We start from the raw sequence: 13,885 nt of genomic DNA, 5'->3' as shown, positions 1-13,885 counted from the left end.
ACTGCGACCGAAGGGTTCGGCATCTACCGGTTCCGGATGTCACGACGCTGTCCCGGACCGTGAGGGATGGATGCCCTTCACCCTCATGCCTTTTCGCTTTCGACCTGCACATACAGCGCCCGCCCGGCACCGAGGCCGGCGATGATCGCACCCAGGCCGATGACGCCGAAGATCCAGCCCACAGCCGTCCAGCCACCGGTCCAGTCATGCACGATGCCGACCGCGAACGGCCCCATGGACGCCAGGGTGTAACCGAAGCCCTGGGCCATGCTCGACAGGTTCGCGGCGACGTGGGAATCCCGCGAGCGCAGCACGATCAGCGTCAATGCCAGGCTGAACGTGGCGCCCTGCCCCAGCCCCAGCACAATTGCCCAGCCCCACAAGCCATCGGTCGGCGCATACAGGCAGCCGAACAGGCCGCCGAGGGTCAGCACCATCACGATCACAATTGCCAGCCGCTGGTCCTTGCCACGGGTCGCCAGCCAGGGGGCCGCGAGCGAGCTGACCAGTTGCACGATCACCGAGCCCGACAGCACCAGCCCGGCCTGGGTCGGGGTCAGGCCGCGCCCGATCAGAATCGATGGCAACCAGCCGAACACGATGTAGGCCAGGGACGATTGCAGGCCCATGTACAAGGTCACTTGCCAGGCCAGCGGGTCACGCAGCAAACCGCGAACGCGATAGGCGACGTTGTGCGCGCCGTGTTTCTGGCCGACTTGCGGCAGCCAGAACACGGCCGCCGCCAACGCGGGGATAACCCAAAAACCAAGACCCAGCGCCCAGCTCTTGTCGAAATGCTCACTGAGGGGCACGGTCGCACCCGCCGCCATCGCCGCCCCCAGGCACAGGGCCATGGTGTAGACGCCGGTCATGGTCCCGGCCTGTTTCGGGAAATCGCGCTTGACGATGCCTGGCAACAACACGCCGATCACGCCGATGCTGGCACCGGCGAGCACGCTTCCGGCAAACAGGCCGATCTCGCCGAACGAACTGCGCAGGATGATCCCGCCAGCCAGGGTCAGAAGAATACCCAACACGACCCGCTCGGCACCGAAGCGACGCGCCAGCAGCGGCGCCAGTGGCGCAAACAGGCCAAGGCAAAGCACCGGCAGCGTGGTCAGCAATCCCGCCGTGGACGCCGACAAGCCGAGGGCCTTCGAGACCTCGCTGAGCATCGGCGCCATGCTCGACAGCGCCGGGCGCAGGTTCAGCGCCACCAGAATCAGGCCCAGTAGCAACAGCCACGGCCGACGCAGGACCGGGTGAGCTTGCTGGGCCTGTTCGTCATCGGCCTCGGCGTCGATCAGCAGCTCTTCCAGCTCTGCCGAACGTTTTTGGGCTGTGGATAAATCACCACGATGCATGGACTTCTCGGTTTCAAGGTTCATTGATCAACTGCCTCGACAGGGCTTTGGCCCGTTCCGGGTCGCGTTGTTCGACGGCATCGAGCAACTCGATGTGCAGGTCGAACACTTCCTGGCGGCGCGGGGCGATGCTCAGGGTCTGGCGCAACTGCGCGCCGACGATGCTGGAGAAATAGCGATACAGCTCGCTGAGGGTTGGGTTATGCGCGGCGTCCACCAATCGACGGTGAAACACCAGGTCGCAGGCGATGTAGGTATCGAGATCGCCGTGGTAGTGGCTGCCGCTGACACCCAGCGCCTCGCGCAATGCCACCAGGTCTTCATCGGTGCGGCGCATGGCTGCCAGGCCGATAGCCTCGACTTCAAGGATGTGCCGGGTTTCCCGGGCCTGCTCAGGGGAGCAGCGGGACAGCGCCTTCAAGGTATCGAGCGGATCGACCACCGCCCGCAGGTAACTGCCGTCGCCCTGGCGGATCTCGATCAACCCGGAAAACGCCAACACGCGCATGGCTTCGCGCACAGTGTTGCGGCTGATGCCCAGCTCGGCGGACAACTCAGGTTCGGTGGGCAAACGCTGGCCCACAGCCCAAACGCCCTGGTTGATCCGCAGGCGCAGCTGGTCCAGAGCCTGATCGACCAGGGATCGTTTTACCAATGGAGAGATTTCTGACACGGAATTCGCCCTCTCATCCAATCATAGGATGAATTTTCTGACATGGTAGTCAACATGTTCCACGAGGGCAATGCCTCTGTAGGAGCGAGCTTGCTCGCGATGGACTCGAGAGCACCGCGGGGTACCTGCCAACCAGCGTTATCGTTGACGTCCATCGCGAGCCAGCTCGCTCCTACAGGCAAAAAAAAACCCGGAACATGTCCGGGTTTATTTCAGTGCCTGGGTTCGATCAATGCAGGATCTGGCTCAGGAACAACTTGGTGCGCTCATTCTGCGGATGGTCGAAGAAGTCGTTCGGCGCGGCCTGTTCGACGATTTCGCCCTTGTCCATGAAGATCACGCGGTTGGCCACGGTGCGAGCGAAGCCCATTTCGTGGGTTACGCAAAGCATGGTCATGCCGTCTTCGGCCAGGCCGATCATGGTGTCGAGCACTTCCTTCACCATCTCCGGGTCGAGTGCCGAGGTCGGTTCGTCGAACAGCATGATTTTCGGTTTCATGCACAGCGCGCGGGCAATCGCCACACGCTGTTGCTGACCGCCGGACAGTTGCCCCGGGTATTTATGCGCCTGCTCCGGAATGCGTACGCGCTCCAGGTAGTGCATGGCGATTTCCTCTGCCTTGCGCTTGGGCATCTTGCGCACCCACATCGGCGCCAGGGTGCAGTTCTGCAAAATGGTCAGGTGCGGGAACAGGTTGAAGTGCTGGAACACCATGCCGACTTCACGGCGGATCGCTTCGATCTGCTTGAGGTCGTTGGTCAGTTCCGTGCCATCGACCACGATGCGGCCCTGCTGGTGTTCTTCCAGGCGGTTGAGGCAGCGGATGGTGGTGGATTTGCCCGAACCCGACGGCCCGCACAGGACAATACGCTCGCCCTGCCTGACGTTGAGGTTGATGTCTTTCAACACGTGGAACTGGCCGTACCACTTGTTCACGCCCTGCATCTGAATAATGCCTTCAGGGCCCACAGGCTGTTTGATTGCTTCGCTCATAAAAGAACTTCCTAAATTAGGTACGGCGCTTCAGCGCTTGTGGCCAGTGTCGAGCTTGCGTTCCAGATGCATGGAATAGCGCGACATACCAAAACAGAAAATCCAGAACACCAGGGCGGCGAACACATAGCCTTCGGTGGCCATGCCCAGCCATTTCGGGTCGGCGGCGGCTTGCTTGACGCTGTTGAGCAGGTCGAACAGGCCGATGATGATCACCAGGCTGGTGTCCTTGAACAGCGCGATGAAGGTGTTGACGATGCCGGGGATCACCAGCTTCAAGGCTTGCGGCAGAATCACCAGGCCCATGCTGCGCCAGTAGCCCAGGCCCATCGCCGCGGCCGCTTCGTACTGCCCCTTGGGAATCGCTTGCAGACCACCACGCACCACTTCGGCCACATAGGCCGACTGGAACAGGATCACGCCGATCAGGGCCCGCAGCAGTTTGTCGAAGTTCATGCCTTCAGGCAGGAACAGCGGCAGCATCACCGAGGACATGAACAGCACCGTGATCAACGGCACGCCGCGCCAGAACTCGATGAAGGTCACGCAGACCACGCGAATCGCCGGCAAGTTCGAACGACGGCCCAGGGCCAGGACAATCCCCAACGGCAGCGCACCGGCGATGCCGACGGTCGCGATCACCAGGGTCAGCATCAGGCCACCCCATTGGCTGGTCGCGATGTTGGTCAGGCCGAAGATGCCGCCATGCAACAGGAAGTAGGCAAAGATCGGGTACAGCACCAGGAAGCCCAGCCCGTACACCGCTTTATGGTGAAAGCGCGAGATGAACAACGGCGCCACGCCGACAATCGCCAACCACACCGTCAGGTCCACGCGCCAGCGCAGTTCCGGCGGGTAATAGCCGTACATGAACTGGCCGAAACGCTGCTGGATGAACACCCAGCAGGCGCCCTCCTTGGTGCAGTCGGCGCGGGTCGTGCCCACCCAGTTGGCGTCGAGGATGGCCCAGTGCAGGATCGGCGGCACCACCAGGTAGATGAGGTAGAACGCAAACAGGGTCAGCAGGGTGTTGAGCCAGCTGGAGAACATGTTTGCGCGCATCCACGCCACCACACCGATGCTGCTGTGAGGAGGTGGCATGTCAGGTTTGAAAGTATGAGTACTCATGCGCTTTTCCTTACCGCTCGATCAGCGCAATGCGCTTGTTGTACCAGTTCATCAGCAGGGAAATGCTGATACTGATCGCCAGGTACACGCTCATGGTGATGGCAATCACCTCGATCGCCTGGCCGGTCTGGTTGAGCACGGTGCCGGCGAACAGCGAGACCATTTCCGGATAACCGATACCGGCCGCCAGCGAGGAGTTCTTCGCCAGGTTCAGGTATTGGCTGGTCAGCGGTGGAATGATCACGCGCAGGGCTTGCGGGATGATCACCTTGCGCAGAGTCGGACCGTTGCGCAGGCCGAGGGAATGCGCCGCCTCGGTCTGGCCATGGCTGACCGACTTGATGCCCGAACGCACGATCTCGGCGATGAACGCGGCGGTGTACACCGTCAGCGCCAGGGTCAAGGCCAGCAGTTCCGGGATCAGTACCCAGCCACCGACGAAGTTGAAGCCTTGCAGCTTTGGCATTTCCCAATGCAAGGGTGCGCCGAAGATCAGCGCGCACAAGGCCGGGATCACCAGGAACAGCGCCAGGCCGACCCAGAACTTGTGGAACGGTACACCCGTCTCTTCGAAGCGCTTGGTGGCCCAGCGGCTCATCAGCACGATGGCGACGATGGCCACCACGACGCTGGCCACGAACGGCCAGAAACCATCGGCCATCAGCGCAGCGGGCATGTTCAGGCCGCGGGCGCTGACGAAGAAGGTGTCGCCGAAGTTATGGCTGTTGCGCGGCCCCGGCATGGTCAGGAACACCGCGAAGTACCAGAACAGGATCTGCAGCAATGGCGGAATGTTGCGGAAGACTTCCACGTACACCGTCGCCAGCTTGGCGATGATCCAATTCTTCGACAGCCGCGCCACACCGACGATGAAGCCGAGGATCGTCGCCAGGATCACGCCGATGAAGGTCACCAGCAAGGTGTTGAGCAGGCCGATGACAAACACCCGGGCGTAAGTGTCCGCTTCGGTGTAGTCGATCAGGTGCTGAGCGATGCCGAAACCGGCACTGCGCTCCAGAAAGTCGAAACCGGAGGTAATGCCCCGGTGCTGAAGGTTGGTTTGCGTGTTGTCGAACAGAAACCAGCCTAACGAGACCACCCCGATAATCGTGATGATCTGGAATACCCACGCACGCACTCGTGGATCGCTGAGGCTGAGCCTCTGCTTTGGTGCGCCGATTGAATTTTGCATGAAGTGCCCCGGAAATAATGGAACAGAACATCACCCGGCGGTTGGCCCACCGGGTGATAGAACCATCAGCGCACTGGTGGTGCGTATTGAATGCCGCCAGCGTTCCACAGAGCGTTCAGCCCGCGGTCGATTTCCAGCGGAGTGCTCTTGCCGAGGTTTTTCTCGAACACTTCGCCGTAGTTACCCACTTGCTTGATGATCTGCACGACCCAGTCTTTCTTCACTTTCAGGTCTTTGCCGTATTCACCGTCGGTACCCAGCAGACGGGCAACGTCAGGATTCTTGGTGGCCTTGGCTTCGGCTTCGACGTTCTTCGAAGTGATGCCGGCTTCTTCAGCGTTGAGCATCGCGTAGCCAGTCCAGCGCACGATGGCCAGCCACTCGTCGTCGCCATTACGCACGACCGGGCCCAGAGGTTCCTTGGAAATGGTTTCCGGCAGAACCACGTAGTCCTTCGGCGAAGCCAGCTTGCTGCGCTGGGCGAACAGCTGGGACTTGTCGGAGGTCAGTACGTCGCAACGACCGGATTCCAGCGACTTGGCGCTTTCGTCGGAGGTGTCGAAGGTGATCGGAGTGTACTTCAGGCCGTTGCCGCGGAAGTAGTCGGAAACGTTCAGCTCGGTAGTGGTACCGGCCTGGATGCAGATGGTTGCACCGTCAAGTTCTTTAGCGCTTTTCACGCCGAGCTTGTTGTTTACCAGGAAGCCGATGCCGTCGTAGTAGGTGATGAAGCCTGGAAACTTCAGGCCCATGCCCGCGTCACGGGAGCTGGTCATGGTGGTGTTGCGCGACAGGATGTCGATTTCGCCGGATTGCAGCGCGGTGAAGCGCTCCTTGGCGTTCAACTGGCTGAACTTGACCTTGGTCGCGTCGCCGAAGACAGCAGCCGCTACTGCGCGGCAGTAGTCAGCATCGATACCCACGATCTTGCCGGTGGAATCCGGAACCGAGAAGCCTGGCAGGCCATCGCTGACGCCACACTGCACGAAACCTTTCTTCATCACTGCATCCAGGGTTGCGCCCGCCTGGGCAAACCCGCTGACACCGAGTACCGCGGCTGCAGTCACGATAGCCAGGGTGGATTTCAACATCTTCATTCAAACCTCCAGTTTTGCTCTTGTTGTGTCGGAGCGTGAGTCCAGTCGCACCCTTTTGAGGCGTAGTCGACCCGTGTTGGCTTGTTTTGGGGTCAACCGACGTAAGACGTTAGCTATGAGTCTAGTAGGAGAAAATCCACATAATGGAAAGCTCACTCTCACCAGTCGGCCGAACGGGCTGTAGCCCTTTCACGTTCGCGAAGCCCGTAGCGGCCTTTGGCGAACATCCATCACCGGATTCTTTTCAATCCCACTAACAACCTTGGCCTGATAGTGTTACCGACAGGCGTAGGATTTTTCATACAAGCTTCGCCATAGCAAAGCCCGTACCACACCGCCCGCGGAAGCGGTTCAGCTGCAGGTCAATAGCAAAACTTGTAACCTTGCGACACTTTCTTAACGGATCAACCCGACGCGCACTTGGATCACGCACTTAATGAGCGCGCACGCACAACATTGGAGCAGCCATGACCAACCCCTTGATTCTAGAACCCGTCAAGACCGCAGACGCCTGCGTCATCTGGCTGCATGGCCTGGGCGCCGACCGCTATGACTTCCTGCCGGTGGCCGAAGCGCTACAGGAAAGCCTGCTGAGCACCCGCTTCGTTTTGCCCCAGGCACCGAGCCGCGCCGTGACCATCAATGGCGGTTACGAAATGCCGAGCTGGTACGACATATTGGCCATGAGCCCGGCGCGCGCGATCAATCGCGAACAACTCGAAGAGTCGGCCAACTGGATCATCGAACTGGTTGAAACGCAGCGAGCCGGCGGAATAGACGCCTCGCGGATTTTCCTGGCAGGTTTTTCCCAAGGCGGCGCCGTGGTGTTCCACACCGCTTTTCTGAAATGGCAGGGACCACTGGGTGGCGTAGTTGCCCTCTCTACTTATGCCCCCACCTTCAGCGACGAACTGGAATTGTCGGCAAGCCAGCAACGCATCCCGGTGCTATCACTGCATGGTCAGTACGATGACGTGGTGCAAAATTCGATGGGACGTACCGCTTACGAGTATCTGAAGCAGCATGGTGTCACCGTGACATGGCAGGAATACCCAATGGGTCACGAAGTGTTACCCGAAGAAATTCGCGACATCGGCGTCTGGCTCACCGAGCGCTTGCGTTAAGCATTTCTGTTTAAAAGCGCCCTTTGATCCATCCCACTACGCCGCGCCCGATTCTTGCATTACACTGGCCGGCGTACATTCCTTAACCAATTGATGAGATGACCGTGCTCAAAGCACTCAAGAAAATGTTCGGTAAAAGCGAGACTGAGCAACTCGCGCCAGTTCCCAGCCCTGCGTCTCACGCTCCCGGCCACCGCACCGACGGTATTCAGTCTGAACGAGCCACCGCCACGGCGGCACCCAAGCATGATCCGAAGACCGCAACAGCTGACCAGCCTGCGGCGATAACAGCCCCGGAGCAGCCGCTCAGCGAAACGCCGAAACCCGCCAGACCGCGCCGTGAACCCAAGCCCAAGGCGCCCGTCATCCCATGGAAACTCGAAGACTTCGTCGTCGAACCCCAGGAAGGCAAAACCCGCTTCCACGATTTCAAGCTCGCCCCTGAACTGATGCATGCCATCCAGGACCTGGGCTTCCCGTATTGCACGCCGATCCAGGCACAGGTGCTGGGCTTCACCCTCGCGGGCAAAGACGCCATCGGCCGCGCCCAGACCGGTACCGGCAAAACCGCTGCGTTCCTGATCTCGATCATCACCCAGTTGCTGCAGACCCCGCCGCCGAAAGAGCGCTACATGGGCGAGCCACGGGCGCTGATCATCGCGCCGACCCGCGAACTGGTGGTGCAGATCGCCAAGGACGCCGCCGACCTGACCAAGTACACCGGCCTCAACGTCATGACGTTCGTCGGCGGCATGGACTTCGACAAGCAGCTCAAGCACCTCGAAGCCCGCCACTGCGACATCCTCGTGGCCACGCCGGGCCGCCTGCTGGACTTCAACCAGCGCGGCGACGTGCATCTGGACATGGTCGAAGTGATGGTACTGGACGAAGCCGACCGCATGCTCGACATGGGCTTCATCCCGCAAGTGCGCCAGATCATTCGCCAGACGCCACCGAAGTCCGAGCGTCAGACGCTGCTGTTCTCCGCGACCTTCACCGAAGACGTGATGAACCTGGCCAAGCAATGGACCACCGACCCGTCGATCGTCGAGATCGAGTCGCAGAACGTGGCCAACGAAAACGTCGAGCAGCACATCTACGCGGTGGCCGCTGCCGACAAATACAAACTGCTCTACAACCTGGTCAACGACAACGGTTGGGAGCGGGTCATCGTCTTCGCCAACCGCAAGGATGAAGTGCGACGCATCGAAGAACGCCTGGTGCGCGACGGCATCAACGCCGCGCAACTGTCCGGCGACGTGCCGCAGCACAAGCGCATCAAGACCCTGGAAGGTTTCCGCGAAGGCAAGATCCGCGTGCTGGTCGCCACCGACGTGGCCGGTCGCGGCATCCACATCGACGGCATCAGCCACGTGATCAACTTCACCCTGCCGGAAGTGCCGGACGACTACGTGCACCGCATCGGTCGTACCGGGCGTGCCGGCGCCGACGGCGTGTCCATCAGCTTTGCCGGTGAAGACGACTCCTACCAGCTACCGTCCATCGAGGAAAAGCTGGGGCGCAAGATCAGCTGTGAAACACCACCGACGCATCTGTTGCGGGCGGTTGAGCGTAAGCGTCCTCATTAAGCGACGCTGAAAAGACAAGCGCAGCCGGAAACGGACTGCGCTTTTTTTTCGCCCGTTTTTTTCAACAGGAGCTTGCCCAAGAGAACTAAAAGTCCATAATGGACAAATTAGTTTAACTCGAATCCCGGAGCCGACCATGTCCAGCACGCCCCAAGTGATCACCCAAGCCCAGGCCCGCGAGTATCTGGCGCGAGTCGATGTGCCGCAGATCCTGCGCAAGCTGTTCCGCGACCTGGCCTCAGGGCAAGCGGTGCAACCGGCGCAGCAACTGGTGGAATTCCCGCACGGTGCCGGCGACTTCATCAACTACCTGGGCGTGCTGGCCGAAGACGGCGTGTACGGGATCAAGACTTCGCCATACATCGTCCGTGAACAGGGGCCATTGGTGACGGCGTGGACGCTGCTGATGTCGATGCAAACCGGGCAGCCGCTGTTGCTTTGCGATGCCGGAGAACTGACCACCGCACGCACTGCGGCCACCACTGCCGTAGCTGTCGACGCCCTCGCGCCGCTCACAGCCAATCGTCTGGCCATCATCGGCAGCGGCAAAGTGGCCCAGGCGCACCTGCATTACGTGAAAGGCCTGCGCGACTGGCAGAGCATCAGCCTGTACTCGCCGAGCCTGAGCGAAGATGCCGAAACCGTGAGCCTGCTGAAAAACATCGAGCCACGCCTGAACATCGTCGACAGCCGCGAAGCTGCCGTTCAGGACGCTGACGTGATCATGCTCTGCACCTCGTCCGCCGGTCCGGTGATCGATCCGTCGAGCTTGCGCAAGCCGGCACTGATCACCTCCATCAGCACCAACGCACCGCGTGCCCACGAAGTGCCACCGCAGAGCCTCAACGACATGCAGGTGTTTTGCGACTATCGCCTGACCACCCCGGGCTCGGCCGGTGAAATGCTTATAGCCGCCGAACAGCACGGCTGGGACAGGAACGCGATTGTCGGCGACCTGCCTGATCTGCTCAGCGAGAAGGTGCAGCGCCCCGAATACGACCGTCACGTGTTCTTCCGTTCCATCGGCCTGGGCCTGGAAGACATTGCGCTGGCCAATGCGATCTACCGCCTGCAGCACTAACCCCCCGCCCTGTAGGAGCGAGCTTGCTCGCGATGGTGGATCAGGCACCACTGTGTCGACTGACACACCATCGCGAGCAAGCTCGCTCCTACAAGGTACCGAACCATTGGCATCGCGCGTTATCAGGAGACGTTCATGAGCCAGGCAGATTTCATCATCATCGGCGGCGGGATTGCCGGTGCTTCAACGGGTTTCTGGCTGTCGCAGCACGGCCGCGTGATCGTGCTCGAACGCGAATCCCATCCGGCCTATCACTCCACCGGCCGTTCGGCCGCGCTGTACACCGCAGCCTATGGCACCCCACAAGTGCGGGCGCTGACCCTGGCCAGCCGGGACTTTTTCGACAACCCGCCCAGCGGTTTCTGCGAACACCCGCTGCTGACCCCGCGCGGCGAAATGACCGTGGACCTCACCGGTGACCCGGACGAATTGAACCGGCAGTACCAGAGCGCCAGAACCACGGTGCCGGAAATGCAATTGCTCGGCGTCGACGAAGCCTGCGCGCTGGTGCCGATCCTGCGACGGGAAAAGGTCCACGGTGCCATCTACGACCCGACCGCCAGCGACATCGACACCGATGCCCTGCATCAGGGATACCTGCGCGGCATTCGTCGCAACCAGGGCGAAGTGCATACCGACAGCGAAGTCGTCAGCCTGAGCCGTGACGGCCAAGGTGTATGGCAGGTCCAGACCGGCACCCAGACGTTCAGCGCCCCGGTCATCATCAACGCCGCCGGCGCCTGGGCCGACAAGATTGGCGAACTGGCCGGTGCGCAGCCGCTGGGCCTGCAACCGAAACGCCGTGCCGCGTTCATCTTCGCCGGCCCGGAGGGCGTGGACATCCACCATTGGCCGATGCTGGTCAGCCTCGACGAATCCTTCTACATGAAACCCGACGCCGGGATGTTTCTCGGCTCGCCGGCCAACGCCGACCCGGTCGACCCCCACGATGTGCAGCCCGAAGAGCTGGACATCGCCATGGGCATCTACCAGATCGAAGAGGCCACGACCCTGACCATTCGCCGCCCGACCCGGACCTGGGCCGGCCTGCGCAGCTTCGTCAGCGACGGCGACCTGCTGTCCGGTTTCGATCCACAGGTGCCGGGGCTGTTCTGGGTCGCGGCACAAGGTGGTTATGGCATCCAGACTTCGCCGGCCATGGGCCAGGCCAGCGCGGCACTGGTGCGCGGTGCGGCGCTGCCCGAATCGCTCGGCCGTTTCGGCCTGAACGCCGAAATGCTCTCCCCCGCCCGCCTCGGCCGATCCTGATCCTCAGGTGACGCGCCCACACGATTACGGCACACTTTCAACGCCCCTTTGATGGGGCGTTGACGCTGCCTGGAGTTCCACCAATGAACGCCCCCGAAAAAGACTCGGCCCTGGACGACACGTCCCTGGATAACTTCCACGCGATCGCCGACGCCATCGCCACGTTGTTTTTCCCCCACGCCGAAGTGGTGCTGCACGACCTGCGCACGCAAAAGGTCGACTACATCGCCAACAACCTGTCCAAACGGGAAATCGGCGACGACTCGGCGCTGGAAGACATGCTCAGCGACGATGTCAACGAACGAAACATCGGGCCGTACGAAAAGCTCAATTGGGATGGTCAGAAGATTCGCAGCCTCAGCACCGTCCTGCGCGACAGCGAGGGGCATCCGCTGGCCGTGCTGTGCATCAACCTGAATATTTCGCTGTTCGAGAATGCCAAGGCGGCCCTGGATCTGTTCCTGTCGCCGACCAAGCTGATCCCGCAACCGGATGCACTGTTCCGCGATGACTGGCAGGAGCGGATCAACACCTTCCTCCACGCCTGGCTGCGAGAGCGCCAACTGAGCCTGAACCTGCTGACCCGCGATCACAAACGTGAGCTGGTGCTGGCGTTGCACGCCGAAGGCGCGTTCAAGGGCAAAAGCGCCTCGAACTACGTGGCCAATGTGCTGAACATGGGCCGGGCGACGGTGTACAAGCATTTGAAGGAATTGAAGGGCTGAAAGCTGTATTGCCTGACAGGGCCCCTTCGCGAGCAAGCCCGCTCCCACATTAGAACTGCGGACACAGAACCAGTGTGGGAGCGGGCTTGCTCGCGAAAGCGGACTATCAATCGCCGTAGATGTCGGACTTGAAGTACTTCTCGGAAATCTTCTGGTACTCGCCACTGGCACGAATGCCATCAATGGCCGTATTCAGCTCGCTGACCAGTTCGGTGTTGCCCTTGCGCACGGCAATCCCGGCCCCCTCGCCCACGTATTTCGGATCTTTCAGCTCCGGCCCGACAAAGGCATAACCCTGGCCACGCGGCATCGACAGAAAGTCATTGAGCGGAATGGTGTCGGCAAAAATCGCGTCGAGGCGACCGGCCGCCAGGTCCATGTAGATTTCTTCGTTGTTGCTGTAGCGCTTGACGTTGATGCCCTTGGGCTCGAACACCTCGGTGGCGTAACGGTCGGTGGTGGTAGCGCGCTGCACGCCGACGGTCTTGCCCTTGAGGCTGGCGTACTGGTCATCCACCACCGCGCCGTCCTTCATGACCAGGCGCGACGAGGTGAAATAGTACTTGTGGGTGAAGTCCACCGACTTCTTGCGGTCTTCGTTGATGGTCATGGACGACAGCGCCATGTCGATTTTCTTCACCTTCAGGGAAGGAATCAGACCGTCGAACTCGCCCTCGACCCACACACACTTGGCCTTCATCTGCGCGCACAGGGCGTTGCCGATGTCATAGTCGAAACCGACGATTTCGCCCTTGTCGGTTTTCGAGGCGAACGGTGGATACGCGGCTTCGATGCCGATACGCAGGGTTTTCTCGGCGGCGAACACAGAGCTGCACGCCAACAGGCTCAGAGCCAGACCGGTGATGAGGGGGAACTTCTTCATGTTCGTTTTCTCGCGGTTATTGTTGGTTTGGCAAGACAGAAGAAAAAGCTGAAACGGGTGGAAACCTTTTTTTGTACTTATAATTCCATCTTGGACTTTTATGTATGAGCCGTCAATCAGGCAAACGGGGTTGCGCGCATCCGACGGTCGGATGGCGAGTCAGGTAGGGGTTGGGTGTATTTGATGGCCCCTTCGCGAGCAAGCCCGCTCCCACAGTTAACCGAGTTCTTTCAGGAAGAACACGGTCGAATGTGGGAGCGGGCTTGCTCGCGAAGGGGCCGGTAAGACTCGCCGAGAATCAACAGGCTATTTACTGCTTCCAGCGATCCGCCGCCGCATGATCGCTGTCACGGCCCTCGACCCAACGCGGCCCGTCGCTGGTGTTTTCTTTCTTCCAGAACGGTGCGCGGGTTTTCAGGTAATCCATGACAAAGGCGCAGGCGTCGAATGCCGCCTGACGATGAGCGCTGGCGGCGCCGACGAAGACGATCGGTTCGCCCGGTTCCAGGGCGCCGATGCGGTGCAACACTTCCAGCTTGAGCAGCGGCCAGCGTTGTTCGGCCTCGATGGCGATCTTGCCAAGGGCTTTTTCGGTCATGCCCGGATAGTGTTCGAGGAACATCCCGGCCACGTCGAGGCCGTCATTGAAGTCGCGCACGTAGCCGACAAAACTCACCACCGCGCCGACGCCAACATTGGCATCGTGCATGGCGTTGACTTCGGCCCCCGGATCGAACGCGGTGGACTGCACGCGAATCGCCATGGA

The 13,885-nt window shown here is 60.8% G+C and carries 13 protein-coding genes; 5 read left to right on the top strand and 8 right to left on the bottom strand.

Going from position 1 to position 13,885, the window contains the following annotated elements:
- Nucleotides 1-83 precede the first annotated feature (83 nt).
- The 6 genes from ACEN8Q_RS28490 to ACEN8Q_RS28465 form a co-directional block, all read right to left on the bottom strand.
- Nucleotides 84-1,388, bottom strand: coding sequence for a CynX/NimT family MFS transporter (locus tag ACEN8Q_RS28490; RefSeq protein WP_413704050.1), 1,305 nt, complete (start codon nt 1,386-1,388; stop codon nt 84-86).
- Nucleotides 1,378-2,037 (bottom strand): FadR/GntR family transcriptional regulator, encoded by a 660-nt coding sequence (locus ACEN8Q_RS28485; protein ID WP_413704049.1) that lies wholly within the window; start codon nt 2,035-2,037, stop codon nt 1,378-1,380. The genes ACEN8Q_RS28490 and ACEN8Q_RS28485 overlap by 11 nt, the downstream gene beginning before the upstream one ends.
- A gap of 229 nt (nt 2,038-2,266) precedes the next feature.
- The gene (locus tag ACEN8Q_RS28480; protein WP_413704048.1) at nt 2,267-3,031 is read right to left on the bottom strand and encodes an amino acid ABC transporter ATP-binding protein; all 765 of its coding nucleotides are present in this window, start codon (nt 3,029-3,031) and stop codon (nt 2,267-2,269) included.
- Nucleotides 3,032-3,061: 30 nt separating this feature from the next.
- A complete protein-coding gene (locus tag ACEN8Q_RS28475) occupies nt 3,062-4,159 on the bottom strand; it encodes an amino acid ABC transporter permease (RefSeq protein ID WP_413425805.1) in 1,098 nt (365 codons plus the stop codon).
- 10 nt (nt 4,160-4,169) lie between these two features.
- Nucleotides 4,170-5,351, bottom strand: a complete 1,182-nt coding sequence (locus ACEN8Q_RS28470; RefSeq protein WP_413425807.1) for an amino acid ABC transporter permease — start codon at nt 5,349-5,351, stop codon at nt 4,170-4,172.
- A gap of 65 nt (nt 5,352-5,416) precedes the next feature.
- The gene (locus ACEN8Q_RS28465; protein ID WP_085715874.1) at nt 5,417-6,448 is read right to left on the bottom strand and encodes an amino acid ABC transporter substrate-binding protein; all 1,032 of its coding nucleotides are present in this window, start codon (nt 6,446-6,448) and stop codon (nt 5,417-5,419) included.
- A 467-nt stretch (nt 6,449-6,915) separates the two neighbouring features.
- On the opposite strand from ACEN8Q_RS28465, the gene ACEN8Q_RS28460 reads away from it, so the two are divergent.
- The 5 genes from ACEN8Q_RS28460 (at nt 6,916) to ACEN8Q_RS28440 (ending at nt 12,236) form a co-directional block, all read left to right on the top strand.
- Nucleotides 6,916-7,572, top strand: coding sequence for an alpha/beta hydrolase (locus ACEN8Q_RS28460; RefSeq protein ID WP_413425810.1), 657 nt, complete (start codon nt 6,916-6,918; stop codon nt 7,570-7,572).
- A gap of 98 nt (nt 7,573-7,670) precedes the next feature.
- Entirely contained in the window at nt 7,671-9,161 is a 1,491-nt protein-coding gene (rhlB, locus tag ACEN8Q_RS28455; RefSeq protein WP_413425812.1) for an ATP-dependent RNA helicase RhlB, read from the top strand.
- A 136-nt stretch (nt 9,162-9,297) separates the two neighbouring features.
- Entirely contained in the window at nt 9,298-10,242 is a 945-nt protein-coding gene (locus ACEN8Q_RS28450) for an ornithine cyclodeaminase family protein (protein ID WP_413704047.1), read from the top strand.
- A gap of 135 nt (nt 10,243-10,377) precedes the next feature.
- Nucleotides 10,378-11,511 carry an NAD(P)/FAD-dependent oxidoreductase gene (locus tag ACEN8Q_RS28445; protein WP_413425816.1) on the top strand — a complete coding sequence of 378 codons (1,134 nt, stop codon included), beginning with the start codon at nt 10,378-10,380 and terminating at the stop codon, nt 11,509-11,511.
- Between the two features lie 83 nt (nt 11,512-11,594).
- Nucleotides 11,595-12,236, top strand: coding sequence for a transcriptional regulator (locus ACEN8Q_RS28440; RefSeq protein WP_413704046.1), 642 nt, complete (start codon nt 11,595-11,597; stop codon nt 12,234-12,236).
- 106 nt (nt 12,237-12,342) lie between these two features.
- Here the strand turns inward: ACEN8Q_RS28440 and ACEN8Q_RS28435 are convergent, their stop codons facing one another.
- Complete coding sequence (locus ACEN8Q_RS28435) at nt 12,343-13,119, bottom strand: ABC transporter substrate-binding protein (protein ID WP_413425820.1); 777 nt, start codon at nt 13,117-13,119, stop codon at nt 12,343-12,345.
- A 310-nt stretch (nt 13,120-13,429) separates the two neighbouring features.
- Complete coding sequence (moaE, locus tag ACEN8Q_RS28430; protein WP_007989960.1) at nt 13,430-13,882, bottom strand: molybdopterin synthase catalytic subunit MoaE; 453 nt, start codon at nt 13,880-13,882, stop codon at nt 13,430-13,432.
- Nucleotides 13,883-13,885: the final 3 nt, after the last annotated feature.

It is taken from the genome of Pseudomonas sp. Pseusp16 (assembly GCF_047324915.1).
Lineage (GTDB): Bacteria > Pseudomonadota > Gammaproteobacteria > Pseudomonadales > Pseudomonadaceae > Aquipseudomonas > Aquipseudomonas fluorescens_CD.
The sequence above is the reverse complement of the archived record's forward strand: the minus strand, read 5'-3'. Positions and strand labels throughout refer to the sequence as shown.